This window comes from Ruegeria sp. AB6, from assembly GCF_056542685.1.
Genome location: NZ_JBQGAD010000001.1, coordinates 102,509 through 127,035, shown reverse-complemented (window position 1 = coordinate 127,035; position 24,527 = coordinate 102,509). Strand labels below are relative to the sequence as shown.

Genomic DNA, 24,527 nt, shown 5'->3' with positions numbered 1-24,527 from the left:
CGGGGTCCTTCGGTGACAGTGAATTCAACGCCTCCACGTCTGGAAATCCGCAATTTGGTCGCCCGGTATGAAGGGCGCATTGTGGTGGATGATGTCTCGCTGAGTGTTCAGGCGGGGCAGGTGACGTGTTTGCTGGGGCCGTCGGGCTGCGGCAAGTCGACCACGCTGCGTATGATCGCCGGGGTCGAGATGCAGGAGTCCGGCCAGATTTATGTGGATGGCAAGCTGATCTGCGACACGGTGTTTCGTGTCCCGCCCGAGCGGCGCGAGATTGGGCTAATGTTTCAAGACTTTGCCCTGTTTCCCCATCTAAGCGTGGCCGACAACGTGGCTTTTGGTCTGAAGGGCCACAAGGACGAAAAACGCGCGCGGGTCGAGGAATTGCTGACCAAGGTTGATCTGATGCGCTTCGTCGACAGCTATCCGCATCATCTGTCGGGTGGCGAACAACAACGGGTCGCACTGGCGCGGGCTTTGGCGCCGCGTCCCCGGATCATGTTGATGGACGAGCCGTTCTCGGGACTGGACAATCGTTTGCGCGACGGAATCCGGGATGAGACGCTGGCGATCCTCAAAGAGGAAGACGCGGCCGTGGTTTTGGTGACGCACGAGCCGGAAGAAGCGATGCGCATGGCCGATGAGATTGCCCTGATGCGCCGTGGTAAGATCGTGCAGCAGGGCGCGCCCTATAATGTCTATACCCGACCTGCGGACAAAGCAGCGGTCTCATTCTTCAGTGATGTCAATGTGTTGAAGGCGCAAGTTAACGGGGCTCTGGCGGAAACGCCATTCGGCCAGTTTCTTGCGCCGGGTGTACCTGACGGCACGGACGTTGAGATCGTCTTCCGCCCGCAGCACGTCAAACTGGATTTCGACCGAAACGGCAAAGGACCGCTGCCCACACCGACTGATGGGGTGGCCGCGCGTGGCGTGGTCCAGCGGGCGCGCTTTCTGGGCAATGAAAGCCTGGTTGAGTTCCGCATGGACTATGACGGTTCGATCTTGAAGGCCACGGTGCCGAATGTCTTTGTGCCGCAGCCGGGGCGCGTTATGTGGCTGACCATTCGCCGCGACCGGTGCTTTGTTTTCCCCGAATAGTGCCTGACGTGGCATTTTAGACCCAACTGGTGCGCGAATGCCGCAGATTGCGCGTGCGCTTCGCTTGCCGAGGCGCGGGGCCGGGTCTATCAAGGGAGAAACGCAGGGATGGATGGGGCATATGCGTATTCTTCTGACCAATGATGATGGCATCAATGCACCGGGCCTGATCACGCTTGAGGCAATCGCCGCCCAGCTTGCCGGGCCCGACGGAGAAGTCTGGGTCGTTGCGCCAGCATTCGAGCAATCCGGCGTGGGCCATTGCATCAGCTATACCCATCCGATGATGGTCGCCAAGCTGGGTGAACGTCGCTATGCCGCCGAGGGCTCGCCCGCCGATTGCGTGCTGGCCGGTCTGCATGATGTGATGAAGGATGCACTGCCCGATCTGGTGTTGTCCGGGGTGAACCGGGGCAATAACTCGGCCGAAAATACGCTCTATTCCGGAACGATCGGTGGCGCGATGGAAGCCGCTTTGCAGGGTGTCCCAGCGATAGCCTTGTCGCAATACTTTGGCCCGCGCAATCTGGGGCTGGACGACCCGTTCGAGGCCGCCGCCCGGTTTGGGGCGGATCTTGTGCGCAAGATATTGGACGCGACCCCGGCCGAGCAGGGCGATTACCGCCTGTTTTATAACGTGAATTTCCCGCCCGTTCCCGCAGATGAGGTGCTGGGCACCCGCGTGGCGCCGCAGGGCTTTCGCCGTGACACGCATTTCTCGGTCGAACCACACAGCTCGCCCTCAGGGCGGCGGTTCTTGTGGATCAAGGGCGGCTATCAGCACAATCCAACTGCGCCGGGGACGGATGCGGCGGTCAATCTGGCAGGCTATATCTCGGTCACGCCGATGCGGGCGGACCTGACAGCGCATGACACGCTTGAGGCGTTGAAGTCGATCGAATGACGGGCTTGAGTGCAGAAACCAAGATGCAGTTCCTGTTTGCGCTACGGTCGCGTGGCGTGACGGACAAGCGTGTGTTGGCAGCGATGGAACAGATCGACCGAGGCCAGTTCGTCAGGGGCCTGTTTGCCGAGCGCGCCTATGAGGACACGCCGTTGCCGATTGCTTGCGGGCAGACGATCAGCCAGCCGTCGGTCGTGGGGCTGATGACGCAGGCGCTGGATGTGGGGCCACGCGATACTGTGCTCGAGATCGGGACCGGGTCGGGCTATCAGGCGGCTATCCTGTCCAAGTTGGCCCGCCGGGTCTACACAGTTGAGCGTCATAAGCGATTGGTGCGGGAAACCGGCGCGTTGTTCCGCGAGCTGGGTCTGACCAATGTGACCGCGATGTTGACGGACGGCTCATTTGGTTTGCCTGAACAGGCGCCGTTTGATCGTATCATTGTGACCGCGGCGGCTGAGGACCCTCCGGGCCCGCTCTTGGCGCAGCTCAAAATCGGCGGTATCATGGTATTGCCGGTGGGGCAGTCGGATGCGGTTCAAACTCTGATCCGTGTGCGACGGACCGAAACCGGCCTGGACTATGACGAATTGTTGCCTGTTCGTTTCGTGCCCTTGCTGGAAGGGCTGGGAAAAGACGAGGCGTAGAAGTTTATTCTGAGGAACCCACCCGAACCCCGGTCAACAGGGGCAGGTGATGAGGACGGTAAAATGAGAGCAGTTTCCAAATCAGCGACGCTCCGCTGCGCAAGCGGCATGGTGGCAATGGTGGTTTTGGCCGGGTGTGAAGGCCCGCTGGACTATGATCTGCGCGGTCAGGTAGGCGGGTTTTCGACCGCTGACGCGGCGCAATCGGCCACCACAAGGCGCCCTGCGCCCGATGCACGCGGGGTCATTAATTATCCCACCTACCAAGTCGCCATCGCTCGGCGCGGCGACAAGGTCAGCGACGTGGCGGCGCGGGTCGGATTGCCCGAAGGGGAACTGGCCGTATTCAACGGTTTGAAGCCGACCGATACGTTGCGGGATGGCGAGGTGATCGCGTTGCCGCGTGCGGTCAGTGCGTCGTCGGGCAATGTCGATATTGCCACGATTGCCGGGACTGCGATTGATGAAGCACCGACCGATGGGTCTGTGCGTACCTCGACCCTTGCGCCTGCGCAGCCGGCGGCAGCGCCTGCACCGGTGGCCTCGGGGCCGGAGCCCATCCGGCATCAGGTCAAGCGGGGGGAAACCGCGTTTACGATTTCGCGCCTTTATGACGTGCCGGTGGATGCACTGGCGGATTGGAACGGATTGGATTCCGATTTCACCGTGCGCGAAGGCCAGTATTTGCTGATCCCGGTAAAAACACAGACGCCGCCACGCCAGACAGAGGAACCGGCGACAAATGTGACTCAACCGGGCGAGGGCTCACCCACGCCGACGCCTCCAAGTGCCACCCAGCCTTTGCCAGATGAAGAGGTCGTAGCAGCCCCGCCCGCGCCGGATGTGACGGCGGAAGCGCCGACGTCTCAGAGCAACTCGGCGCTGGGTTTGCCTGTGACTGGTTCGATCATTCGGACCTACCAGAAAGGCAAGAACGAGGGGATCGATATCGCGGCGGCTCCGGGTACGGCGGTGAAAGCGGCCGATAGCGGTACTGTCGCGGCGATCACTGCGGATGCAGATCAGGTTCCGATCATTGTGATCAAGCACAACAATGATCTGCTGACTGTTTATGCCAATGTGGACGGTATCACCGTGAAAAAGGGAGATCGGGTGCGTCGCGGTGAGAAGATTGCCGCCCTGCGGGACGGTGACAATGCCTATGTGCATTTCGAGGTTCGCAAAGGGTTCGAAGCGGTCGATCCTGAGCCGTTTTTGAAATAGGAAATGGCCCGTTCCAGGCCATGCCTCCGGCGGGGAAATTTTTGGCCAGATGAAGGGCGGATCACGCTTTGGGGTCGAAGTCGCTCAGGCGTTTGCCGGGTTCATCTGTGAAGAGTTCGGGCATGGGTTGGACAGCTTCGATCAGGTCAATGCGGAAGACGCGGAAGCCCTGACGTAGCTCGCACCAGGCGGTGAGGGTCCAAACGCGCCCCCAATATTCCATGTGTAGGGGGCGGATTGTGCGGTCGGTCAGTGTGCCGTCGATCCGGCGGTAGCTGAGGTGCAGTTTCTGGCGCGATTTTATGGCGGTGCGGATCGGGGCCATATGGGCCAGTCCACGCGCGGCATCGGCAAAGGGGTAGACGGCGAATTTCCAGGCGTCGGCCTCGGCGATCACCTGCGTGGGAAGAACTGCGTCGATTTTGTCTGCGAGCCTCTCGGCTGCGGTTTTGAGATCGGGGTCGGCGGCCTGGGCAACGATCGCCATGCCAAGGTTCAGCGCCTCAAGCTCGGCTGGGGTCAAGTTCACCGGGGGCAGGGTGATCTGTTCGCGCACCATATAGCCCAAGCCGCGCTCGCCCTCGACCGGGACGCCCGAGGCGACCAGCGTATCCATATCGCGATAGATCGTGCGGACCGACACCTCGAGCCGGTCCGCTATGTCCTGCGCGCGGTGCAGTTTGCCGTCGCGCAGGATCTGGATGATGTCAAACAGGCGATCCGTGCGGCGCATGTCACGCCGTCCGAACCGCGTTTAAGCGGTCATGTTCCATAGCACTTGCTCGTGACGCATCTGGATGCTGTCTGGTTTGATCGCCGTCATCAAGGCGGCAGCGAAGTCTTGTTGCGGGAACTGCGCGGCGGCGTCCTGTGCGGCTTTCATATCGGTCCAGACCACGTAGTCGGTCCAGCGGCCATCCTCGCCCTGGCTCAGCTGTCGATGCGCAAAGCCGGGGGCCGCTCGCACGAAGGCTTCGGTGGTTTGGCTTAGCTTCACGAACGCCTCGGGTGTGGTGCTGTCAGCGAGGGAAAAGGTGACGATTTCGGCAACATGGGTCATTTCAATCTCCGTTGACCTGGTTTCGATGATCTCTTCCTAGTCACCTGCAACTGACATAAACCTGTCAGTTGAGAAAATCCAGCGCCCAAAAAACGCGTGAACGGGGCGAATTCGAACGCGGATTTGATCTGGCGCACTGTTGTCCACGGCTTGTCAGGCGTAGACACATGGCCAAACAACATTCCCGGCGCGCGGCGTCGATGTAGAAGGAGACAAGACATGCTTAACAATATCGGCCTTCCCGGTCTGCTGCTGATCGCCGTTGTGGTTCTGGTTCTGTTTGGCCGCGGTAAAATCAGCTCGCTGATGGGCGAAGTGGGCAAAGGCATCACCTCGTTCAAGAAGGGCGTCAAAGAAGGCGCGGATGAACTGGAACAGGACGCCTCCGAGATGGCCAAGGACGTCACCCCTGAGACCGACAAAGATAAGGTCTAAGCGCAGATGTTTGATCTGGGCTGGACCGAGCTTCTGGTCATTGGCGTTGTTGCCCTGATCGTTGTGGGGCCAAAGGACCTGCCGGTGCTGTTCCGCAACGTAGGGCGGTTTGTCGGCAAGGCCCGCGGCATGGCGCGTGAGTTTTCCAGCGCCATGAATGAGGCCGCTGATCAGGCGGGCGTTAATGAGATCAAGAAGGGTCTGAATGCTGCCACCAACCCTGTCGGCAGCGCCATGGATGGCGTGAAAGAGGCCGCGCAGGATCTGGCCAAGAGCATCGACCCGACGAAGTTCGACCCCGACAGCGAGACCGGCAAACTGGCGGCTGAACGGGCAGAGCAAGCCAAGAAGATCCAGGCCTCGACTGCGCGCGCCGCCGCCGAGCGCAAGGCGAAAGAGGCGGCTGACGCTCTGGCCAAGGCCGAAGAGGCCGAGGCCGCGCTGAAATCCGAAAGCAAGACATGACCAAGACCGACGAGATCGAGGACAGCTCGGCCCCATTGATCGAGCATCTGGCAGAACTGCGCACGCGGCTTATTCACTGCGTTGTGGCGTTTCTGATCGGGATGATCATCTGTTTCACTGTGGCGACGCCGCTTTTCAACTTTCTGACGCGCCCCTTGTGTGATGTTCTTGCAGAACGCGGGCAGGATTGCGGGCTGATCTTCATCTCGCCGCAGGAAGGGTTCTTTGTCGCCATCAAGGTCTCACTTCTGGGCGGGTTCATTCTGGCCTTTCCCTATATCGGGATGCAGATGTGGCGGTTCGTGGCGCCTGGGTTGTACAAATCCGAAAAGAACGCGTTTTTACCGTTCATGCTGGCCTCGCCCTTCATGTTCCTATTGGGGGCCAGCTTTGCCTTTTACGTGGTTACTCCGCTGGCCTATGACTTCTTCCTTGGCTTCCAACAATTCGGCGCTGAAGGGGAGGCCGTTACAGATGGCGTAACCGCCGCACCGCTGAGCGTGGTCTTTCAGGGCTCGGCGCAGGAATACCTGAACCTGACGATCAAGTTCATCGTAGCCTTTGGTCTGTGTTTCCAGCTACCGGTTCTGCTGACGCTGATGGGCAAGGCGGGGCTGGTGACGGCCGAAGGTTTGGGTTCAGTCCGCAAATACGCTGTGGTCGCTATTCTGGTGCTTGCAGCGTTGGTGACACCGCCGGACGTGATTACTCAAGTGATCCTCTTCGTGGTGGTCTACGGACTGTACGAAATCTCGATTTTCCTCGTGGCCCGTGTCGAGAAAAAGCGCGAAGAACAGCTGCGCGCTGACGGCTACTATGACGACGAAGAAGAAGCCGACGCCGATATCGTCGACGAAGAAAGCAAGTAAACCGGCTTAATCCTGATCAGGCGCGCTCACTGGTGGCGCGCCTTTTTCATGCATGGGCCTTGCCGCTTGCATCTGATCATGGTTTGAACCCCAAAACAGTCGGAGGCCCTGATGGATGACCAAGCCCTGAACCGCATTGCTGATGCCTTGGAGCGCATGGCTCCAGCCCCCTTGGCAGCCCCGGATTTCGGCGCGGCACCGGCTTTCGTCTGGCATGTGGACCCGGACCGGCTGGAACCGGTGACAAAGGTCAACCGGGTCGATCTGGACCTGCTGGTAGGCATTAACCGCTCGCGCGATACGCTGTTGGACAACACGCGGCGCTTTGCGGCTGGGTATAAGGCAAACAATGCGTTGCTCTGGGGTGCGCGGGGTATGGGCAAGTCCAGCCTTGTCAAAGCGGTCCACGGAACCTTGCAAGATGAATACCCCGATCTGAAACTGGTTGAACTTCAGCGCGAAGATATGGGCTCGGTTGCCCGCCTTCTAAACCATCTGCGGGCCGCGCCGCATCGGTTCATCCTGTTCTGCGATGATCTTTCGTTCAGCCATGATGACCAACACTACAAATCGCTCAAGGCGGTGCTGGACGGTGGTATCGAAGGCCGTCCGGAGAATGTTGTCTTCTACGCCACCTCGAACCGCCGTCACCTGATGCCGCGCGACATGATTGAAAACGAACGGTCCAGCGCCATCAACCCGTCCGAGGCGGTCGAGGAAAAAGTCTCACTCTCCGACCGCTTCGGCCTTTGGCTGGGCTTCCACCCCTGCGATCAGGACGAATACCTCGCCATGATCAACCGCTACTGCGCCGCCTATGGCGTCAACGTCGCCCCCGACACCCTGCGCGCCGAAGCCATCGAATGGCAGGCCACACGCGGCGCACGTTCTGGCCGCGTAGCGTGGCAATTCTTCGTCGATCTGGCCGGGCGCACCGGTACCCATATCGGCTGATCCGCCCGCTTCATCTGGCTAAAAATATCCCTGCCAGAGGCATGGCCCGCAAAGGCCATTCCCCTATAGCGACGCCAAAATCCGGGCCGCCTCATCCGCAGGGCTCGTCAAAGCACCACGGTCCTCGCCGGGATGGAACCGGGCGCGTACGGCGGTGGGCATGGGGGCGGGCTCGACAATAGACACGCGCGGGCCAGTACGTTCGGTCTCAAGCTGCCAACTCCGCGCCAACGCCATCTGTGCGCCTTTGGTCGCGCCGTAGATGCCATAGAATTTCTCACCCGCCTTGGGGTCGTCGAAAAACACAGCGTGACCGCTCTCGCCCAACAAAGGCGCAACATATGGGATCAGAACTGAAGTCGCCGTCGCGTTGGTGTTCAAAGCCTTCGCCCATTCCTTGGGATCGATGAAGTGCGTAGGCGTCAGGGCCGAGGTGTGGATGGCGGTATGCAGCCATAGATCCACCTTGCCCCAGCGATCGTGAATGCCCCGGCACAGGGTTGCCATGGCGTTCGGGTCGGCGATGTCCATTGGCGCCAGCGTGGCCGCGCCGCCCTTGGCCTGAATGCGGTCGTCCAACTCTTCCAGCCCACCGGTGGTGCGGGCAACAGCAACGATGTGGTATTCAGGGGCCAGCGCCTCGGCCAGGGCAGCACCCAGGCCCCGAGACGCCCCGGTGATGAGGGCTATTTTAGTCTGATCGGTCATGGGTGGGGTTTGAACCCCTGCGCGCAAGCCGTCAAGACAGGATTAGCGACCGGGGATGGCGATCCGCTGGGTCTGGCCGCTTAGTCGCAGCATGATCCCTTCGGCATCAATGGCTACGACGGTGCCCGAGGCAACGCGGCTACCCGGTTTGACCTCTTTGACCCGACCCGAGGACAGGCGCATCAGCGCACGTAGCTCGGTTTTGGGCCCGAACACGCCCAACAGGGCGACCGAACTTTTCTTTAGCGCGTCCTTCTGCGTAGCCGCGCTTTCGACGGTGGAATTTGGCATGGTTTGCGGCAGGGGCGAAGGGCCCCAACCCCTTATGTCTGAGTGAGTGGTGGCAGCGGCCTAGCAAATGAGCAGGTGAAACGAAAGGCGGCGGTGCTCGCTGGTTTTCTCACAATTTCGCGTGGGTCTGCGAACCCATTGCGATTGCGTTTCCTTCGCCAGAGAGTTGTGTGTCAGAAAATTTTGCCCCCGGCGCTGCATCTGACAAAAACGCCCGGACCGACACTACGATCCGGGCTTTTCCGCGCTTCTGATTCGCTGGATTTCTTAACCCGACGCCAATTTCGTGGCGTTCCAAGACCCGCCCGGCACCTGCATGTCCTCGCGCTTTTTGCTGACGCGGGTGCTGTTTTCCAGGCTGTCCAGATAATCGTCGCTGACGCTGCCGGTGATGTAATTTCCGTCAAAGCAGGAGCAATCAAAGGCCTCGATCTCGGGGTTGCCCTCCTTGGCGGCCCAGATCAGGTCGTCCAACTTTTGATAGAAAAGCGCATCTGCGCCCAGTTCCTGCCGGATCTCTTCGATCTCTTTGCCGTTGGCGACCAGTTCATGCTTGGTGGGCATGTCGATGCCATAGACATTGGGATATTTCACAGGCGGCGAGGCGCTGGCGATATAGACTTTTTTCGCGCCAGCCTCGCGGCACATCTGCACGATCTTCTTGATCGTGTTGCCGCGCACGATGGAATCGTCGATCAGCAGGACGTTGTGACCTTTGAACTCCAGCGGAACCGCATTCAGCTTGCGGCGCACCGATTTCTGGCGTTCTTCCTGCCCGGGCATGATGAAGGTTCGACCCACATACCGGTTCTTCACCAACCCTTCGCGATACGGAATGCCGGTGATTTTAGCGGCCTCAAGCGCCACGGGGCGGGCGCTGTCGGGGACGGGAATGATCCGGTCGATCTCAAGCCCCGAATCCTGAATCTGCTTGGCCAGAGTCTGCCCCATGCGCATCTGGGTTTTGTAGACGGAGACCCCATCCAACAGCGAATCCGGACGGGCGAGGTAGACATATTCAAAGATACAAGGCGTCAGCTTGCCTTCGACGGCCTGAAACTCATGCTTGTTGCCGTCAAGATCGATCAGGATTGCCTCGCCGGGGCGCAGGTCGCGCAGTTTGTCAAAACCGTTGATGCCAAAGGCCACATCCTCGGACGCAAAGGCAAAATCGTCACCATCCACATCCGATTCTCGGACCGCGACGGACAAGGGGCGAATCCCGTGCGGGTCGCGGAACGCCAGCATGCCGACACCGGCAATCAGACAGATCACCGAATAGGCGCCCTGAATACGCTCCATCGTCATCTTCACACCGGCAAAGATGTTGCGGATCGGATCGGCATTGCCGTTGACCTTGATCGCATCAGCCACCTTGTCTGCCAGCACATTCAGCAGAATCTCGGAGTCCGAGGTAGTACGCAGGTGGCGGCTGTATTTGCCGGTCACTTTCTCTCGCTGTTCGGCCGTGTTGGTGATGTTGCCGTTATGGACCAGATAGATGCCATATGGGGCGTTCACGAAGAAGGGCTGCGCCTCGGCGGCGCTCAGCGATCCGGCGGTTGGATAGCGTACGTGGCCGATGCCCACCTTGCCCAGCAGGGTTTCCGCATCCTTGGCGTTGAAGACGTCCTTGACCAAGCCATTAGCTTTCTTCTCGCGGAAGAATTCGCCGTTATAGGTGACGATCCCCGAGGCATCCTGACCCCGGTGCTGCAACATCAGCAGCCCGTCATAGATTTCCGCAAACACATCATGCGTTCGGCTTGCGATCCCCAAAATCCCACACATGTACGGGCTCCAATTTTCTATGACGTAGCGATTGACGGCAGGTTGAGAAACATCGGGGCGCTTGCCCTGTTCAAAGCCGCTGGCTTGCCTGTGGATACAGTCGCACCCTTGCCGCAACGGGCTGGTGCGAAAGAAAACGGGTACAGCAAGATCGGTGGCTCCGATTCCATCTCAGTTCGGCCCTCACATACTGCGTAACGATGCCTGTGTCATCAAAGGATCACAATTCACATCTGATGAAGGCGAAATTTGCTGCAACGACGCCTGTTCAAGTGACAGGCAGGGCAGGGTGTGCTGTCATGACCGGATAGAGACTATCATTTTTTTCGCGGGGATGAATTGAGCCATGTGGCAACACAAACAGGGTCAAAAGAAAGAAACACCCCCAAAACGCCGGTGTCACCGATGCCGTGGCATGGGGCGCGCGCCCTGTCAGATCTGCAATGGCGCAGGCGAAGTGGTCAAAAGCCGCGATGTGTTTGGGAAACCTATAACCAGCCGCTGTGATGGCTGCTTCGGCTTGAAGAATATCCGCTGCACCGTCTGCGCAGGCGAGGGCTTTACCTGACCGGTAAAAGAAAAGCCCGGCTAAAGCCGGGCTTTCAGGGTTATTCAGTTGCTGCCGGTTCGGTCAGCTCTTCGGTCGCGGCGGGCTCGGTCGAGCAGCTGGCGACAAGCTCTTCATATTGCTGTGTGATCCAGCCAAGCGCCTCTTCCGGGTTTTGTTCTTCGATCTGGTCGCTGAACTGTTCGAACACTTTGGCCGAGCGGCTTTCATCGACGATCGTATAGGACTGACCGGTCATGACGGTGTCGTAGACAAAGAAGGCAATGGCGACCAGCAGGATGCCACGCGCAATCCCGAAGAAGAAGCCAAGTGCCTGATCCAAACCGCCCAGGGCTGAGCGTTGCACCAACGACGAAAACAGCGGGGTAAAGATGCTGACCACGATCAGGGCTACCGCAAAGACCGCCGCAAAACCAGTGATTACTGACAATTCGCAACTGTCGCGCAGGAAATCTCCGACAACCGGAACTTCTTTGATAAGCGGAACCGCTTGGGGGGCGAAAATAAAAGCCAAAACAGCGGCCGCGACCCAACCTGCAATTGCCAAAATCTCGCGCAATAAACCGCGGGAATAGGCCAGAAGACCCGACACCACGATGATCAGGGCAACCACCCCGTCAATAATTGTAAAACCTTCCATGGCCCTCGCCTGTAGTTTTTTTCAGCCTCTCAAGGCTTTACCTTAACCTGCTCCGAAGGTTTCGCCAACAAACCCCACTAAATCAGAGGGTCGGGTGAGTGTCAGACCTGCCACAGTGCCGGTTTTGCCACCTGCCGGAGCTATAGCTGATGTGAAACCAAGTTTCTGGGCTTCTTTCAACCTGTTTTCGGTTTGGGCTGCGGGTCTCAGAGCCCCGGAAAGAGAGATTTCTCCGAATACGACAGTATCTGCAGGCAGGGCGGTATCTTCGCGCGCACTGAGCAGGGCTGCTGCCACCGCAAGGTCGGCTGCGGGCTCGCTGACCTTCAGGCCTCCGGCGACGTTCAGGTAGACGTCCAAACCGGTGAACGGCACGCCACAGCGCGCTTCGAGCACCGCCAGGATCATGGCCAGTCGCCCGCTATCCCATCCTACAACGGTGCGGCGCGGTTGTGAGTGGGGAGAGGGGGCGACAAGTGCTTGTAACTCAACAAGAACCGGGCGGGTGCCTTCGATTCCAGCAAACACGGCCGAGCCGGGACTGGGCGTGCCGCGCTCGGACAGGAACAGGGCCGAGGGATTGGTGACCTGTGCCAATCCCTTACCCGTCATCTCGAATACGCCAATCTCGTCGGCGGGGCCAAAACGGTTCTTAACTGCGCGTAGAATACGGAATTGATGTCCGCGTTCGCCTTCAAAATACAACACCGTGTCGACCATGTGCTCCACGACGCGTGGGCCTGCAATTTGACCCTCTTTGGTGACGTGACCGACCATGATGATCGAAATGCCATGTCGTTTCGCAAACGTGGTCAATTCATGCGCTGCTGCCCTTACTTGTGACACAGAGCCGGGCGCGCTTTCGACATTGTCGGCCCACATGGTCTGAATCGAGTCGATAATAGCAAGGCCGGGCTTTTCCGCCTCAAGCGTGGTAAGGATGTTGCGCAGGTTTGTTTCTGCCGCCAGTTGCACGGGCGCGTCCTCCAGCCCCAGACGGAGGGCGCGCATCCGCACCTGGGCGCTGGCTTCCTCGCCCGAGACATAGATGGTTTTGACGCCAGCACGAGCAAACCGTGCGGCGGCTTGCAACAAAAGTGTGGATTTGCCGATGCCTGGATCTCCGCCCACCAGCAGGGCTGAGGCAGGGACGAGGCCGCCGCCCAGTACACGGTCCAGTTCCTCGACCCCGCACAATGTGCGGGGCGGCGGGGTTTCCTCGGTCGACAGGTCCGTGAGTGCGATGGTCTGGCCCCGTTTGCCGCCGAGGGATTTCTTGGCCGGGCCAGCCGAAAGGGGGGCTTCTTGTACAATCGTGTTCCACTCGCCGCAGCCGTCACAGCGGCCGGACCAGCGGGAATGCGTGGCGCCACAGGCCGAGCATGAAAAAGTCGTCTTTGCCATGCGGCCCTTGGTGCCCGAGGTGGGGCGGTTCTTCAAGCCCTTGCGGGCTTTCATTACCGTCGGTGGCGCGCCACGTCCTCAAGCCCTGCGGGCCATCGTCCGCGGCGGGCGCCCAAGGGCGCCTACTCTGCGGCGCGCGAAGGCGACATGGCGATGACGCTGGATGTCGCCGTTTTGCGATCCTCGACCGGGGCCTGAAGCTGGGTCGAAAGTTCGGGCAGCAGGTCGAACAACTCGTCCCGCAGGCGTGCCAGTTGCGATTTGGCGATGGATTCTTCGATTTCGACATCGCGGGTCCATTGCCGCAGTTCTTGCTGGATGGTTTGAGCGTCACCGATGCGCTGCTGGAATTGTTCGATCTCTTCCTGACGCTGTTGCAGGAAGGTGCGCGCTCGGGCCACGCGTTCATCACTGTAGGTGACGGCCAATTCATGGCTGATCTGACTCATCTGAGCGGCGAGTTCCAGAATTTCAGGCTCCAGAGCTTGCAGGTCGGGATGTTGGCGCAAAAAGGCGATACGTTCTTTGACGGCATCGAACTCGGACGACATCATGAATGTGTCACCCCGATCTGCGGCATGAGCCAGTTGGTAGGCATAAGTGATGTCCTGCATGTTCATCGCAAACTTGCGATGCGCATTTTCAAGCGCCATCATCCGGCTATTTGCGGGCAGGTAGAAGGCCAGCATGAGAATCAGTGCGGTCAATCCGATCTGTATGAACATGCCCGCATCTGCGGTCGGTGCGGGGCCGAAACCAGCTTGCATGGACAGCCAGGGTAGGACCCCGAGTGCGGACAATGCGGTGGTTGCCACGGCCGCAAGCGCAGCCATGCAAATGAGGAAAAAAGTCAGTCTTAAAAAGGCATTCTGAAATTGCAATGTTATGTTGTGGAGGGCGGCCATGGTTGTCCATCTCCTTCTAGAACCGGAACACACCGGAGCCGAAGCGGAGTAGACTTAACGCATACAGAGTGATCCGCTACGGACCCGAAAACTACAATTTGCTGCTCGAAATATTAAGATGATACTTGGGTAAGTGTTTTCAATCAATTGGCTTTAAGCTTTTCGTGAGGTGGATGTCATCTCTGTAATATGTCCCAACGCCAGCGAGGCCAGAATACAGCCTGTAAACAGGTAAAGACCCCAGGCGGTTTCGATGGTGGCGTAAGAGATGCCCTTGGCCAGTGTGATGTAGAGCGCGATCAGGAAAACATCGGCCATGGCCAGCTTGCCAAGGACGTTGAGCGCGGGCTGGACGCGCGGGTCTAACAGGTTCCATTGGATCAGGGCTGTGCCGATGGTTTTGATGTAGGGCGCGAAGAGGGCGAAGACGGTGACGACCAGCGCGAGGAAGATGTCGGATTTCCAGAGCGACTGCAGCCCGGTGATGACACTGATTTCGCTAAGGCCGAAGATGGGTAGCAGGCCTGCGCGCATCAGAGGGGCAAACCATGCGATGGGGTAGAGGATTAGGAGCGAGAGGGTGGCGAGGCGGAGGGGCATGACTGGGTGTCTTGGCGAGATTAAAAATTCGCTGCGATGTTCTGCTATGCTTAACCGAAATCAGCGCTCACCACAGAGTTATTTTTTGAAGGGAGGAACGATGTCGGGTTTTGTGGCCTACAAGTCAATTGTCGACCCATCGGACTGTGATTTTCTTGGGCACATGAATGTGTCCAAGTATTTTGCAGCCTGTTCGGATTCCGTTTTTGCGCTGCAGGCTGAGTTGGGGCTTACGGCCGACGACATGCGGACGGGACGAAAGCTGTCCTTTGCGGTGGTCCATGCAGACAGCAATTTTCTTGCGGAATTGAGTGCTGGCGAAGCCATCCAGATGGAAAGCGAGATTCTAGAGGTTGGAACGAAATCTATGACTTTCAGCCACAAACTAGTTCGCGTTGCTGATGGACAACCTGCATTTACGACCGTTTTCAAATGCGTTTTGCTCAATTTGCAGACTAGGCGCGCCGAAGTCATTCCGCAGGAAATTGTCGAGCGTTCGGCATATTGGATGGCAAAGAACGAAGATTAACGCACCGCCTCAATCGGCCCCTCGGCACTGCCGCTGATGAACTGCTCCACATAAGGATCACCGGATGCGTCCATCTGGCTGACAGGGCCGGTCCACTGAATCACCCCCCCGTGCAGCATGGCGACGTTGTCGGCAATCGCGCGGACGGAACTCATGTCGTGGGTGATGGTCATGGCGGTGGCGCCCATCTCGGTCACGATTTCGCGGATCAGGTCGTTGATGACGCCCGACATGATTGGGTCCAAGCCCGTGGTAGGTTCGTCAAAGAAAATGATCTCGGGCTCGGCGGCGATGGCACGGGCGAGGCCCACGCGTTTTTGCATCCCACCCGACAGCTCAGACGGAAAGCGGTCGGCCACGTCGGATTTCAGACCCACGCGGCGCAGTTTCTCGATGGCGATCTCGCGGGCGTATTCTGGCGGGCGTTTCAGCGGGCCGCGCAGCAGGCGGAAGGCGACGTTTTGCCAGACAGGCAGCGAGTCAAACAGCGCCGCGCCTTGAAACAGCATCCCGAAGCGGGCCAGAAACGCGTCGCGGTCGCCCTTGGTGGCGTCTTTGCCGTCCACGTAGATCATGCCACTGTCGGGTTTGATCAGACCCAGAATACACTTCAGCGCCACGGACTTACCGGTGCCCGAGCCGCCGATGATCACCATTGAGGTGCCCTGGGGGATCTCAAGGTTCATGCCCTGCAGCACGCGGTTGTCGCCAAAGGCCTTGTGTACATTCTCAAGCCGTATCATACCGAAAAGAACACCCCTGTCAGAATGAAGTTGGCGGCCAGGATCATAATGGCCGCAGCCTCGACCGAGGACTTGGTGGCACGCCCCACGCCCTGTGCGCCCCGGCCCGAGTTCATGCCGTAGTAGCAGCCCATCACGGCGGTGATCAGGCCGAAGGCGGCGCCTTTGGTCAGGGACGAAATCACGTCGATCAGCTCAAGAAAATTGACTGTGTTTTGCAGGTAGACGGCGGCGTTGAAGCCAAGGCTTTGCGTTGCGACCACATAGCCGCCGGCGATGCCGATCACGTCGCCCACGGCCACCAGAACAGGCACGGTGAGGATTGCGGCCAATACGCGCGGAGCGGTCAGGTACTTCATCGGATGGGTGGACAGCGTGACCAGCGCGTCGATTTGCTCGGTCACTTTCATCGTCGCGATTTCCGCCGCGATCGACGAGGTGACGCGCGCTGCGATCATCAACCCGCCCAGCACCGGGCCCAGTTCGCGTACCATGCCGATGGCAACGATTTGCGGCACCACGGCCTCGGCGTTGAAACGGGCGCCACCGGCGTAGATCTGCAGCGCCAGCGCGCCACCGGTGAAGATGGCAGTCAGACCGACAACCGGCAGCGACAGCCAGCCGATATTCATCAGTGCTACGACAAATTCGCGCGGGTAGTAAGGCGGGCGGAAAATGTGCGAGATCGCATCGACCGTGAAAAGCGATACCTTGCCGAAGTTCGCAAACAGGGACAGGACGACGCGACCCAGCCCGCCCAGCATATACAAAGGGTTCATTCCACGTAGCCTCGGGAATAGCGCGCGCCCAGCGATGTGAGGATTTCATAGCCGATGGTGCCTGCGGCCTCGGCCAGATCATCCACGGTCTGGTGGCCGTTCAGGATGCGCAGGCGTTCGGGGTCTTCGGGCAGGTCGGTGACATCCACGGTGATCAAGTCCATCGAAATGCGCCCAACAACCGGGCAGGGCTGACCGCCTGCAAAGGCGTCGATGCCGCCCCCAATCGCGCGATGCAGCCCGTCGGCATATCCGGCCGCGACGGTGGCGATGCGGGACGGACGACGCGCGGTCCAGCTGTTGCCGTAGCCGACCGTCTCACCTTCGGCCAGTTCACGGACCTGAATGACGGGCAGGTCCGCTGTCACCACGGGTTTCGCCGCAGCAAAGGGCATGCCGCCGTAAAGGCCGACGCCAGCGCGGCAGAGGTCAAAGTGATATTCGGGTCCCAACAATATCCCACCGGTCGCTGCCAAGGAGCGTCGTGCAGTGACACCCTCGGTCATCTCGCGGAAATTGCGCAGTTGATAGGTGTTCATTGGGTGGTCGGGCTCATCGGCGCAGGCCAGATGCGACATGATCAGCGCAGGGTTTTGTGCCTCGATCCGTTCGCGCAGTTCAGCCCAATCTGAGCGTTCCAGACCCAGACGGTTCATGCCCGTGTCGAGCTGAATGCCGAAGGCGTGGCCGGGCAGACTTTGTTCGTGGCGCTTGACCTGTTCGGGTGAGTTCAGCATCGGCGTCAGGTCATGGGCCTGCAACAGATCTGCATCGCCCTCCATATGGCCTGAGAACACGCCGATCATCGGACCGGGGCCTACGGCGGCACGGACCTCGGCACCTTCTTCGGCAGCGGCAACAAAAAAGGTGCGCACGCCTTCTTCGGCCAGCGCATCGGAAACGGGGCCAGCCCCAAGCCCATAGGCATCGGCCTTGACCACCGCAGCGGTCTCGGCATTCGTCTTGGCATCCAAGGCGCGCCAGTTATTGGCCAGCGCAAGAAGGTTGATAGTCAAACGTGCGGTACTCATGGCACTGTTCATGACATTGGATCGCGGCAGGTCAAGGGGGTACGCACCGTTTATTGCCCGGTTTGACAGGAACGTGGGCAGGGATTGGCCACGGATCAGGGAAAAGCGCGCAGGAAATCGCGAAAAATCTCAATCCCATTGAAATTGCCGAACGGCAGTCGCAGGGTTAGGCGAGGAATCATGCTAAACGGTGTTATGCAGCGGGAAAGGGTGAAATTATGAAGCTATCTTCGGGGCTTACCGGGCAAGAGGCCGCAATTCCTGAATTCTACCGCGATGTGTTCGCAGCGTCCGAGGGCGAAGCGGAAGGCGATGCGCTTTTTGCGCTGACGCAGGCCCTAATGGACACCACGCCCCCCGAAGACCTGTTCTGCGTCACTGCTGGCGAGGTTGGTGATCTGAAGGGTTGTATCTTTTTTTCTCGGCTTTTTTACGAAGATGATCCGCGCGACGTGGTTCTGATGTCTCCGGTCGCGGTTCGTACTGACTATCAGGGGCAGGGGATTGGGAGAAAACTGATTGCTTATGGTCTGGACCAGATGCGTCAGGCAGGTTTGGATGTTGTCGTTACCTATGGCGATCCCGCTTACTATAGCAAAGCGGGATTTCAGCCAATGACGATAGAGTTCGCCAGCCCACCCCACGCGCTGAGCATGCCACATGGATGGCAGGGGCAATCGCTGACCAAATCGGACCTGACGCCGCTGGCAGGCTCGTCACGCTGCGTGTCTGCCTTCGATGTGCCAGAGATGTGGTAGGTCAGTAGCCCTCGATCTGGCCGTCCTGCTGCCAAGGTTTGACCAGATTGCCAAAGCGGGTGAACTGCGCCTCGAACGAGAGTTCAACCGTGCCGATGGGGCCGTGGCGCTGCTTGCCGACGATGACCTCGGCCTTGCCATGCAGGCGGTCCATGGCCTGTTTCCACTCTTCCATCTTTTCCAGCTCATGATCGCCGGGCTTTTCGCGCTCTTTGTAGTATTCCTCGCGGAACACGAACATCACCACGTCGGCATCCTGTTCGATCGAGCCCGATTCCCGCAGGTCTGACAGTTGCGGACGCTTGTCGTCGCGGTTTTCCACCTGGCGCGACAGCTGGGAGAGGGCGATGACCGGGATGTTCAGTTCTTTGGCGATGGCCTTCATGCCCATCGAAATCTCGGCAATCTCGTTGACGCGATTTTCGGCCATGCCGCGACACAGCTGCAAATAGTCGATGACCAGCAGGTCCAAACCGTGCGTCCGTTTCAACCGCCGCGCGCGGGCGGCAAGTTGCGAAATCGGCAGAGCCGGGGTGTCGTCGATGAACAGAGGGCAGGCTTCCAACTCTTTCGCCGCGTCTACGAAGCGGCGGAACTCGGCCTCGGTCATGTCACCCTGACGGATCTTGTGTGAGGAGATTTCCGAGGCTTCGGCCAGAACCCGGCCTGCCAACTGCTCGGCGCTCATTTCCAGCGAGAAGAAACCGACCACGCCGCCGTCAATCGCACCCTCAGACCCATCTGGCTTGGTGCCGCGTTTATACGCTTTGGCCACGTTGAACGCCACGTTGGTCGCCAATGAGGTTTTACCCATCGAAGGACGACCGGCTAGGATGATCAGGTCGGACGGGTGCAGGCCCCCAAGCTGTTTGTCCAAGTCGGCCAGACCGGTGGAAATCCCTGCCATGCCACCACCGCGCTGATACGCTTCGTTGGTGACGTTGACGGCTTCTGTGACCGCCTTGAGGAAGGATTGAAATCCCTGTTCGGTCTGGCCCTGCTCGGATAACTGATAAAGCTGTTGCTCGGCCTCGACGATCTGTTCCTTGGGCTCGCTGGACACATCGACCCGCGCCGCTTTGTCCGAGATATCGCGGCCCAGCCGGATCAACTCGCGCCGGATGGCGAGGTCATAGATCATCTGGGCATAGTCATGCACCGCAAAGGCACTGATCGACGCACCCGCCAGTTTGACCAAATAGGCGGGGCCACCCAGTTCCTTGAGGCCCTCATCCTCGGCCATGAAGGATTTCAGCGTCACGGGCGAGGCCAAAGCATTCTTGGCGATGCGATTGGCCGCCACCTCGTAGATGCGGGCATGGACCGGGTCATAGAAATGCTCGGCCCCAATGATCGAGGCGACGCGATCATAGAGATCGTTATTGGTCAGAATCGCGCCCAAAAGCTGCTGCTCGGCCTCGATGGAATGCGGCATGGTTTCGGCGTTCTGAATCTGCGCCGCCGCCTGCTCGATACTGCTTATCTCGTTCATTTTGTCCCCGCTGCCCGTGCGACAGTTCTAATCAATCCGGCACCCGTTGGGCCATCTGTAAATCTCTGAAGATAAGTCGCGAATAACTCGACTTCAGCTTGGGATAAGTTTGGACAACTTTGCCAAAGAACACCGCGCGGCGCAACATTTAGTGCAGCTTTGTCGCAGCAGCACTAGATGCGAGTGCTGAGGGGGCGATTCTTTGCCAAGTTACCCCCAGCTTATGCACAGGCACTTTAGGAGGATTTGTTGGCTTCCTGCCATCCACGCGGGTCGTTCAGGAAGGCTTCGACACCGTCAAGTGTCTCTGCATCAAAGGCTTTCTGCGCCTTTGCTTCGGCCAAAACATCCCACCAAGTGCACAGGTGATGCAGTTTCACACCGTGATCGCCCAGGGTTTTCTCGGTCTCGGGGAAGATGCCGTAGTAAAAGATCACCGCCGTGTGGCCGCAGGTCGCCCCGGTGTCGCGGATCGCATCCACGAAGGACAGCTTTGATCCGCCATCGGTGGTCAGATCTTCGACCAGCAGAACGCGCTCACCCTCGGACATTGCACCCTCGATCCGGGCGTTGCGACCGTAGCCCTTGGGCTTTTTGCGCACATAGGTCATTGGCAAGGCCATCCGCTCGGCAACCATCGCGGCAAAGGGGATGCCCGCCGTCTCTCCACCGGCGATATTGTCGAACGCCTCGAATCCGGCGTCACGCATCACGGTGACGGTCAGGAAGTCCATCAGGGTCGAGCGGATGCGGGGGTATGAGATCAGCTTGCGGCAGTCGATATAGGTCGGGCTGGGCAGGCCAGAGGCCAGTGTGAACGGCTCGCGCGCGTTGAAGTGGACGGCTTTGATCTCCAGCAGCATGCGCGCGGTCAGGCGGGCGATTTCGGTGCTGTCGGGGTACGAGCTGGGGATCATGATGCAAACCTCTGGGCTGATAACACGTTGCGGGCTGATAGCCCGCCGCAGGGCACAGAGTCGAGGGGGCGGACAAAAGAAAAGCGGACCCGCAAGGGGCCCGCTATGCACATTCAGATTGACGCGCGATCAGCTTGTCATGTCGTAAGCGCGCTCACCATGCACCGACAGATCGAGGCCATTGGTCTCGGTCTCTGCATCCACCCGCAGCGGAGTGATCAGCGCGACCAGTTTGATCAATACAAAGGTCACAACGACTGTGAACACACCTACGATGACCAAGCCACCCAACTGTGCAGTCCAGGCGCCCAGGCCAAAGACGGCGATCATAAGCGTGCCAAAGATGCCGCCGACGCCATGCACGGCGAATACATCCAGCGTATCGTCGATTTTCAGAACGTTGCGGATGACATTGACGGCTTCCTGACACAACACACCGGCCACGGCACCGATGATCAGCGCCTGAACCGGATCCACATAGCCCGAGGCGGGTGTGATCGAGGCCAAGCCGGCGATCGTACCTGTCACTAGACCGACCATCGAGGCCTTGCCGTACTTGATCCGCTCATACAGAGCCCAAGTCAGAGAGGCAGTCGCGGCCGAGATATGCGTCACGGTCATCGCCATCGCAGCACCGCCGTCAGCGGCCAGTTGCGAACCGCCATTGAAGCCGAACCAGCCAACCCACAGCATCGCGGCACCGATCATGACAAAGCCCGGATTGTGCGGCGGCGTCGTGCGGTTTCGGCGCGGGCCAAGAACCACGGCGATGATAAGCGCGGCCAGACCGGCGGTTTCATGCACCACAATGCCGCCTGCAAAGTCGCGCACGCCGACCTCGCCCAAAATGCCACCGTCGGTCAGGATGCCTCCACCCCAGATCCAATGCACCACCGGCGCATAGCACAGCAACATCCACAGGCCCGAGAAGGTCAGCACAAAGCCAAAGCCCACGCGCTCGACATAAGCGCCGACGATCAGGGCAGGGGTGATGATGGCAAAGGTCATCTGGAAGGCGAAGAAGAGAACCTCGGGCAGCGTGCCCGATAGGCTGTCTGCATCGACACCGTTCAGAAACGCCTTGCCCAGACCGCCCCACAAGCCTGATCCGCCATCGCCGAACGCGATGGAATAGCCTGCGACCAGCCACAAGATGCTCATCAAACAAGCGATCGAGAAACAGTGCATGAACACGCTCAGCACGTTGCGGGCGCGCACGAGGCCGCCATAGAACAGGGCCAGGCCCGGCAGTGTCATGAACAGGACCAAGGCGGTTGCCACTATGATCCACGCGGTATCGGCTCCATTCATCGGCCGGTCTCCTCTTCAACTTGCGTGGCGCGGCTTGAAGCGGATCAGGGACGGGGAAAAAAGAGGCAACGTCACAAAATGCAGCCTATTTTCGGGGCTTTTTGTGAAAAGGTGGTTAAATGGGCGGCGATTTGAGTAATATGCCCTATTTTTGGGCGATACTAGAAAGCGCCTGAGAAAGCAGGTCAAGCGCGTGATCTCGAGCCGCGCGCCGGACGTTTTCCCGACCCAACGGACCAAATTCAACTGTCTCAGACCGTGTGTGCAAACCATCGGCGGCAAGGCCGAAGCAGACACGGCCCTCGGGTTTGAACTCGGACCCGCCGGGGCCTGCAATGCCTGTGATCGACACGGCAAGTTGTGCCTGTGAATGATGCAGCGCGCCTTCGGCCATTTCGCGTGCGACCTCTTCCGAGACTGCGCCGTAAGCATCCAGCGTCGCAGCCTTCACGCCCAGCATCTGTTGTTTGGCGGCGTTGGTGTAGGTGACAAAGCCGCGATCCACTACGGCCGAACTGCCGGGGATATCAGTCAGGGCAGCCGCTACCATGCCGCCAGTGCAGCTTTCAGCAGCGGCAATCATCACACCTTGCGCTTTGGCGCGGTCCAGTAACGTGGCGACGATCAAAGTCCCAACACCCCGTGCGCGATCCCGGCCAGGATCAGCACGCCGATGGCGGCAAACACCCCGGCGATCACATCGTCCAGCATCACGCCCATCGCATCTCCCTTGCGATCCGCCCAACCCACCGGGCCGAGTTTGGTGATGTCGAACAGCCGGAACAGCACGAACCCTGCAACCCAGCCGGGCCAGAGGGCCGTGATCTCGATCCCATGCGCCCAGGAGGGGTAAGAGATCGCCCAAAGCGCGATGAACTGGCCTGCGACCTCATCTACGACGATCTCGGACGGGTCGTGATCCTCTTGCCCTGCGGTCATCACGCGGGTCGCCCAGAGCCCGCCAAAGAACACCGCAAACGTGGCGATCACCAGCAGGGGAAAACCACCCAGTGTATGAAAGACCCACGCCAAGGGCAGGGCGGCCAGTGACCCCCACGTGCCCGGTGCGGGGCGTAGATAACCCAAGCCACAGACGGTTCCGATCAATTGTGCCGCGTTCATGATTTCACCAGACAGGCTGTAGCCAGAGAAGCAATACCTTCGCTGCGGCCAGTGAAGCCCAGCCGCTCTGATGTGGTCGCCTTGACTGAGATCTGATCGGTCCGCAGCCCCATAATCCGAGCCATCTCGATCCGCATCGCCTGGGCATGGGGGCCGATCTTGGGGTATTCGCAGACCAGTGTGCAATCGATATTCGAGATCGCGTATCCCATCGTCGCGGCCAGTTCGACCGCACGGCGCAGGAAAATCTCGCTGGCGGCCCCTTTCCATTGTGGGTCCGAGGGCGGGAAGTGTTGGCCGATATCGCCCTGCGCCAGCGCGCCATAGATCGCATCGGTTACGGCATGCATTCCCACATCAGCGTCCGAATGCCCCTGCAGCCCGCGATCATGCGGCACCTGCACGCCGCAGAGGATTACATGATCCCCGTCGCCAAAGCGATGCACGTCGTACCCGTTGCCCAGCCTTACATCCATTTTCGTTCCCAATATGCGTTCCGCCCGGGCAAAATCCTCGGGCCGTGTGATTTTGATATTGTCCGCATCGCCAGGCACGATGGCCACGTCCAAACCTGCGGCCCGAGCAACCTCGACATCATCTGCGGCACTGCCGGAATACGCAGCATGGGCCGCGACGATAGCGTCATAGTGAAAGCCCTGCGGCGTCTGCGCGGCGAACAGGCCGCTGCGGTCTTGTGTGCCGGTGACGGTTGCGCCATCTCCGGTCCAGAGCGCGTCTGTCATCGCCAATCCGGGGGCTGCTGCAGGGCGAGTTTCCAACGCTTGCAACACGTTGCGAATAACCTGCGTGCTGACACAAGGGCGGGCGACGTCATGGATCAGAACGCGGGTCACATCCAGACCGCTCAGGACGGCCAGCCCATTGCGCACCGATCCCGCGCGATCCGCCCCGCCTGCGGTCAGAATCAGGCCCGACTCGGCGAGCTCTGCCCACGCGTCTTGGTCATCAGGAGATAGAACTAGCGCAATATGATCGACTTGCTCACGAAACCGCTCGATCGTCCAGTCCGCGACGCGTCGTCCGGCTAGAGGCCGCCATTGTTTCGGGATACCCCCTCCGGCGCGCAGGCCGCGTCCTGCGGCAACGATAATGGCGGCGGTGGTCATAAGGAGTGTCTCCGGCAAATTCAGGGGAATGTTTAGGGCGCGGTGAATGCAGAGGCAATCACCCGCGTTATCCCGCCTAAAAATTAAGCAAGTGATGATTTTGCGGGCTTTTCAGCTGCCGTTTTGTTGTTCATATACGCTCAATTCGATATCTA

General features: G+C 59.5%; 28 protein-coding genes. 10 read left to right on the top strand and 18 right to left on the bottom strand.

Features of this window, described 5'->3' with window-relative positions; genetic code table 11:
- The first annotated feature begins 12 nt into the window (after nt 1–12).
- From ACR0DB_RS00610 to ACR0DB_RS00595, 4 genes are all read left to right on the top strand, one after another.
- Nucleotides 13–1,098, top strand: coding sequence for an ABC transporter ATP-binding protein (locus ACR0DB_RS00610; RefSeq protein WP_480548186.1), 1,086 nt, complete (start codon nt 13–15; stop codon nt 1,096–1,098).
- A gap of 121 nt (nt 1,099–1,219) precedes the next feature.
- Nucleotides 1,220–2,002, top strand: coding sequence for a 5'/3'-nucleotidase SurE (gene surE / locus ACR0DB_RS00605; RefSeq protein WP_480548184.1), 783 nt, complete (start codon nt 1,220–1,222; stop codon nt 2,000–2,002).
- The gene (locus ACR0DB_RS00600; protein ID WP_170774383.1) at nt 1,999–2,649 is read left to right on the top strand and encodes a protein-L-isoaspartate(D-aspartate) O-methyltransferase; all 651 of its coding nucleotides are present in this window, start codon (nt 1,999–2,001) and stop codon (nt 2,647–2,649) included. Before surE ends, ACR0DB_RS00600 begins: the two co-directional genes overlap by 4 nt.
- Before the next feature lie 63 nt (nt 2,650–2,712).
- Nucleotides 2,713–3,873 (top strand): peptidoglycan DD-metalloendopeptidase family protein, encoded by a 1,161-nt coding sequence (locus tag ACR0DB_RS00595; protein ID WP_480548182.1) that lies wholly within the window; start codon nt 2,713–2,715, stop codon nt 3,871–3,873.
- Between the two features lie 61 nt (nt 3,874–3,934).
- On the opposite strand, the gene ACR0DB_RS00590 is transcribed toward ACR0DB_RS00595, so the two are convergent.
- Together ACR0DB_RS00590 and ACR0DB_RS00585 are read right to left on the bottom strand one after the other, a co-directional pair.
- Entirely contained in the window at nt 3,935–4,606 is a 672-nt protein-coding gene (locus ACR0DB_RS00590) for a helix-turn-helix transcriptional regulator (protein ID WP_480548180.1), read from the bottom strand.
- 21 nt (nt 4,607–4,627) lie between these two features.
- On the bottom strand, nt 4,628–4,933 hold the full coding sequence (locus ACR0DB_RS00585) for a hypothetical protein (protein WP_480548178.1): 306 nt from the start codon (nt 4,931–4,933) through the stop codon (nt 4,628–4,630).
- 219 nt (nt 4,934–5,152) lie between these two features.
- On the opposite strand from ACR0DB_RS00585, the gene ACR0DB_RS00580 reads away from it, so the two are divergent.
- The 4 genes from ACR0DB_RS00580 (at nt 5,153) to ACR0DB_RS00565 (ending at nt 7,656) form a co-directional block, all read left to right on the top strand.
- Nucleotides 5,153–5,368 carry a twin-arginine translocase TatA/TatE family subunit gene (locus ACR0DB_RS00580; protein WP_480548176.1) on the top strand — a complete coding sequence of 72 codons (216 nt, stop codon included), beginning with the start codon at nt 5,153–5,155 and terminating at the stop codon, nt 5,366–5,368.
- Between the two features lie 6 nt (nt 5,369–5,374).
- Entirely contained in the window at nt 5,375–5,833 is a 459-nt protein-coding gene (gene tatB / locus ACR0DB_RS00575; RefSeq protein WP_170774374.1) for a Sec-independent protein translocase protein TatB, read from the top strand.
- On the top strand, nt 5,830–6,702 hold the full coding sequence (gene tatC / locus ACR0DB_RS00570) for a twin-arginine translocase subunit TatC (RefSeq protein ID WP_480548174.1): 873 nt from the start codon (nt 5,830–5,832) through the stop codon (nt 6,700–6,702). Before tatB ends, tatC begins: the two co-directional genes overlap by 4 nt.
- Nucleotides 6,703–6,813: 111 nt before the next feature.
- The gene (locus ACR0DB_RS00565) at nt 6,814–7,656 is read left to right on the top strand and encodes an ATP-binding protein (protein WP_480548172.1); all 843 of its coding nucleotides are present in this window, start codon (nt 6,814–6,816) and stop codon (nt 7,654–7,656) included.
- A gap of 63 nt (nt 7,657–7,719) precedes the next feature.
- Here ACR0DB_RS00565 and ACR0DB_RS00560 read toward each other — a convergent pair whose 3' ends face one another.
- From ACR0DB_RS00560 to ACR0DB_RS00530, 7 genes are all read right to left on the bottom strand, one after another.
- Nucleotides 7,720–8,364 carry an SDR family NAD(P)-dependent oxidoreductase gene (locus tag ACR0DB_RS00560; protein ID WP_480548170.1) on the bottom strand — a complete coding sequence of 215 codons (645 nt, stop codon included), beginning with the start codon at nt 8,362–8,364 and terminating at the stop codon, nt 7,720–7,722.
- Nucleotides 8,365–8,406: 42 nt separating this feature from the next.
- A complete protein-coding gene (locus tag ACR0DB_RS00555) occupies nt 8,407–8,655 on the bottom strand; it encodes a hypothetical protein (RefSeq protein ID WP_480548168.1) in 249 nt (82 codons plus the stop codon).
- A gap of 267 nt (nt 8,656–8,922) precedes the next feature.
- The gene (gene purF / locus ACR0DB_RS00550; protein ID WP_480548166.1) at nt 8,923–10,446 is read right to left on the bottom strand and encodes an amidophosphoribosyltransferase; all 1,524 of its coding nucleotides are present in this window, start codon (nt 10,444–10,446) and stop codon (nt 8,923–8,925) included.
- Between the two features lie 608 nt (nt 10,447–11,054).
- Nucleotides 11,055–11,654 (bottom strand): CvpA family protein, encoded by a 600-nt coding sequence (locus ACR0DB_RS00545; RefSeq protein ID WP_480548164.1) that lies wholly within the window; start codon nt 11,652–11,654, stop codon nt 11,055–11,057.
- A gap of 42 nt (nt 11,655–11,696) precedes the next feature.
- Nucleotides 11,697–13,058 carry a DNA repair protein RadA gene (gene radA, locus ACR0DB_RS00540; protein WP_480549072.1) on the bottom strand — a complete coding sequence of 454 codons (1,362 nt, stop codon included), beginning with the start codon at nt 13,056–13,058 and terminating at the stop codon, nt 11,697–11,699.
- 122 nt (nt 13,059–13,180) lie between these two features.
- Complete coding sequence (locus ACR0DB_RS00535) at nt 13,181–13,963, bottom strand: DNA repair protein (protein ID WP_480548162.1); 783 nt, start codon at nt 13,961–13,963, stop codon at nt 13,181–13,183.
- A gap of 153 nt (nt 13,964–14,116) precedes the next feature.
- On the bottom strand, nt 14,117–14,563 hold the full coding sequence (locus ACR0DB_RS00530; protein WP_170774358.1) for a paraquat-inducible protein A: 447 nt from the start codon (nt 14,561–14,563) through the stop codon (nt 14,117–14,119).
- Nucleotides 14,564–14,663: 100 nt separating this feature from the next.
- On the opposite strand from ACR0DB_RS00530, the gene ACR0DB_RS00525 reads away from it, so the two are divergent.
- Nucleotides 14,664–15,092 carry an acyl-CoA thioesterase gene (locus ACR0DB_RS00525; RefSeq protein ID WP_480548160.1) on the top strand — a complete coding sequence of 143 codons (429 nt, stop codon included), beginning with the start codon at nt 14,664–14,666 and terminating at the stop codon, nt 15,090–15,092.
- On the opposite strand, the gene ACR0DB_RS00520 is transcribed toward ACR0DB_RS00525, so the two are convergent.
- Genes ACR0DB_RS00520 through alr form a run of 3 tightly spaced genes read right to left on the bottom strand, consistent with a single transcriptional unit; the run spans nt 15,089 to nt 17,645 of the window.
- Nucleotides 15,089–15,835 carry an ABC transporter ATP-binding protein gene (locus ACR0DB_RS00520; RefSeq protein ID WP_170774349.1) on the bottom strand — a complete coding sequence of 249 codons (747 nt, stop codon included), beginning with the start codon at nt 15,833–15,835 and terminating at the stop codon, nt 15,089–15,091. The two genes, ACR0DB_RS00525 and ACR0DB_RS00520, sit on opposite strands and share 4 nt — an antisense overlap.
- Nucleotides 15,832–16,614 carry an MlaE family ABC transporter permease gene (locus ACR0DB_RS00515; protein WP_170782505.1) on the bottom strand — a complete coding sequence of 261 codons (783 nt, stop codon included), beginning with the start codon at nt 16,612–16,614 and terminating at the stop codon, nt 15,832–15,834. Before ACR0DB_RS00515 ends, ACR0DB_RS00520 begins: the two co-directional genes overlap by 4 nt.
- Nucleotides 16,611–17,645 (bottom strand): alanine racemase, encoded by a 1,035-nt coding sequence (gene alr / locus ACR0DB_RS00510; protein ID WP_480548158.1) that lies wholly within the window; start codon nt 17,643–17,645, stop codon nt 16,611–16,613. Before alr ends, ACR0DB_RS00515 begins: the two co-directional genes overlap by 4 nt.
- Nucleotides 17,646–17,863: 218 nt before the next feature.
- Here alr and ACR0DB_RS00505 point away from each other — a divergent pair, with 218 nt between their 5' ends.
- Complete coding sequence (locus ACR0DB_RS00505; protein ID WP_170774343.1) at nt 17,864–18,403, top strand: GNAT family N-acetyltransferase; 540 nt, start codon at nt 17,864–17,866, stop codon at nt 18,401–18,403.
- A 1-nt stretch (nt 18,404) separates the two neighbouring features.
- Here the strand turns inward: ACR0DB_RS00505 and ACR0DB_RS00500 are convergent, their stop codons facing one another.
- The 6 genes from ACR0DB_RS00500 to ACR0DB_RS00475 form a co-directional block, all read right to left on the bottom strand.
- Nucleotides 18,405–19,895: a replicative DNA helicase gene (locus tag ACR0DB_RS00500; RefSeq protein ID WP_480548156.1), complete on the bottom strand. Its 1,491-nt coding sequence runs from the start codon at nt 19,893–19,895 to the stop codon at nt 18,405–18,407.
- A gap of 236 nt (nt 19,896–20,131) precedes the next feature.
- On the bottom strand, nt 20,132–20,812 hold the full coding sequence (locus tag ACR0DB_RS00495) for an orotate phosphoribosyltransferase (protein WP_480548154.1): 681 nt from the start codon (nt 20,810–20,812) through the stop codon (nt 20,132–20,134).
- Between the two features lie 129 nt (nt 20,813–20,941).
- Nucleotides 20,942–22,123 (bottom strand): ammonium transporter, encoded by a 1,182-nt coding sequence (locus ACR0DB_RS00490; RefSeq protein ID WP_170774337.1) that lies wholly within the window; start codon nt 22,121–22,123, stop codon nt 20,942–20,944.
- A 145-nt stretch (nt 22,124–22,268) separates the two neighbouring features.
- Nucleotides 22,269–22,751 (bottom strand): CinA family protein, encoded by a 483-nt coding sequence (locus tag ACR0DB_RS00485; protein WP_480548152.1) that lies wholly within the window; start codon nt 22,749–22,751, stop codon nt 22,269–22,271.
- Entirely contained in the window at nt 22,748–23,245 is a 498-nt protein-coding gene (locus ACR0DB_RS00480; RefSeq protein WP_480548150.1) for a phosphatidylglycerophosphatase A family protein, read from the bottom strand. Before ACR0DB_RS00480 ends, ACR0DB_RS00485 begins: the two co-directional genes overlap by 4 nt.
- A complete protein-coding gene (locus ACR0DB_RS00475; protein ID WP_480548148.1) occupies nt 23,242–24,372 on the bottom strand; it encodes a bifunctional 2-C-methyl-D-erythritol 4-phosphate cytidylyltransferase/2-C-methyl-D-erythritol 2,4-cyclodiphosphate synthase in 1,131 nt (376 codons plus the stop codon). Before ACR0DB_RS00475 ends, ACR0DB_RS00480 begins: the two co-directional genes overlap by 4 nt.
- Nucleotides 24,373–24,527 lie beyond the last annotated feature (155 nt).

Coding starts and splice junctions, on each gene's coding strand:
- ACR0DB_RS00590 (WP_480548180.1), bottom strand. CDS start 4,606: ATGCGCCGCACGGATCGCCTGTTTGACATCATCCAGATCCTGCGCGAC.
- ACR0DB_RS00520 (WP_170774349.1), bottom strand. CDS start 15,835: ATGATACGGCTTGAGAATGTACACAAGGCCTTTGGCGACAACCGCGTG.
- purF (WP_480548166.1), bottom strand. CDS start 10,446: ATGTGTGGGATTTTGGGGATCGCAAGCCGAACGCATGATGTGTTTGCG.
- ACR0DB_RS00505 (WP_170774343.1), top strand. CDS start 17,864: ATGAAGCTATCTTCGGGGCTTACCGGGCAAGAGGCCGCAATTCCTGAA.
- ACR0DB_RS00600 (WP_170774383.1), top strand. CDS start 1,999: ATGACGGGCTTGAGTGCAGAAACCAAGATGCAGTTCCTGTTTGCGCTA.
- ACR0DB_RS00565 (WP_480548172.1), top strand. CDS start 6,814: ATGGATGACCAAGCCCTGAACCGCATTGCTGATGCCTTGGAGCGCATG.
- ACR0DB_RS00545 (WP_480548164.1), bottom strand. CDS start 11,654: ATGGAAGGTTTTACAATTATTGACGGGGTGGTTGCCCTGATCATCGTG.
- ACR0DB_RS00560 (WP_480548170.1), bottom strand. CDS start 8,364: ATGACCGATCAGACTAAAATAGCCCTCATCACCGGGGCGTCTCGGGGC.
- ACR0DB_RS00515 (WP_170782505.1), bottom strand. CDS start 16,614: ATGAACCCTTTGTATATGCTGGGCGGGCTGGGTCGCGTCGTCCTGTCC.
- ACR0DB_RS00580 (WP_480548176.1), top strand. CDS start 5,153: ATGCTTAACAATATCGGCCTTCCCGGTCTGCTGCTGATCGCCGTTGTG.
- surE (WP_480548184.1), top strand. CDS start 1,220: ATGCGTATTCTTCTGACCAATGATGATGGCATCAATGCACCGGGCCTG.
- tatC (WP_480548174.1), top strand. CDS start 5,830: ATGACCAAGACCGACGAGATCGAGGACAGCTCGGCCCCATTGATCGAG.
- ACR0DB_RS00535 (WP_480548162.1), bottom strand. CDS start 13,963: ATGGCCGCCCTCCACAACATAACATTGCAATTTCAGAATGCCTTTTTA.
- ACR0DB_RS00490 (WP_170774337.1), bottom strand. CDS start 22,123: ATGAATGGAGCCGATACCGCGTGGATCATAGTGGCAACCGCCTTGGTC.
- ACR0DB_RS00500 (WP_480548156.1), bottom strand. CDS start 19,895: ATGAACGAGATAAGCAGTATCGAGCAGGCGGCGGCGCAGATTCAGAAC.
- ACR0DB_RS00585 (WP_480548178.1), bottom strand. CDS start 4,933: ATGACCCATGTTGCCGAAATCGTCACCTTTTCCCTCGCTGACAGCACC.
- alr (WP_480548158.1), bottom strand. CDS start 17,645: ATGAGTACCGCACGTTTGACTATCAACCTTCTTGCGCTGGCCAATAAC.
- ACR0DB_RS00530 (WP_170774358.1), bottom strand. CDS start 14,563: ATGCCCCTCCGCCTCGCCACCCTCTCGCTCCTAATCCTCTACCCCATC.
- radA (WP_480549072.1), bottom strand. CDS start 13,058: ATGGCAAAGACGACTTTTTCATGCTCGGCCTGTGGCGCCACGCATTCC.
- ACR0DB_RS00495 (WP_480548154.1), bottom strand. CDS start 20,812: ATGATCCCCAGCTCGTACCCCGACAGCACCGAAATCGCCCGCCTGACC.
- ACR0DB_RS00480 (WP_480548150.1), bottom strand. CDS start 23,245: ATGAACGCGGCACAATTGATCGGAACCGTCTGTGGCTTGGGTTATCTA.
- ACR0DB_RS00555 (WP_480548168.1), bottom strand. CDS start 8,655: ATGCCAAATTCCACCGTCGAAAGCGCGGCTACGCAGAAGGACGCGCTA.
- ACR0DB_RS00525 (WP_480548160.1), top strand. CDS start 14,664: ATGTCGGGTTTTGTGGCCTACAAGTCAATTGTCGACCCATCGGACTGT.
- ACR0DB_RS00595 (WP_480548182.1), top strand. CDS start 2,713: ATGAGAGCAGTTTCCAAATCAGCGACGCTCCGCTGCGCAAGCGGCATG.
- tatB (WP_170774374.1), top strand. CDS start 5,375: ATGTTTGATCTGGGCTGGACCGAGCTTCTGGTCATTGGCGTTGTTGCC.
- ACR0DB_RS00475 (WP_480548148.1), bottom strand. CDS start 24,372: ATGACCACCGCCGCCATTATCGTTGCCGCAGGACGCGGCCTGCGCGCC.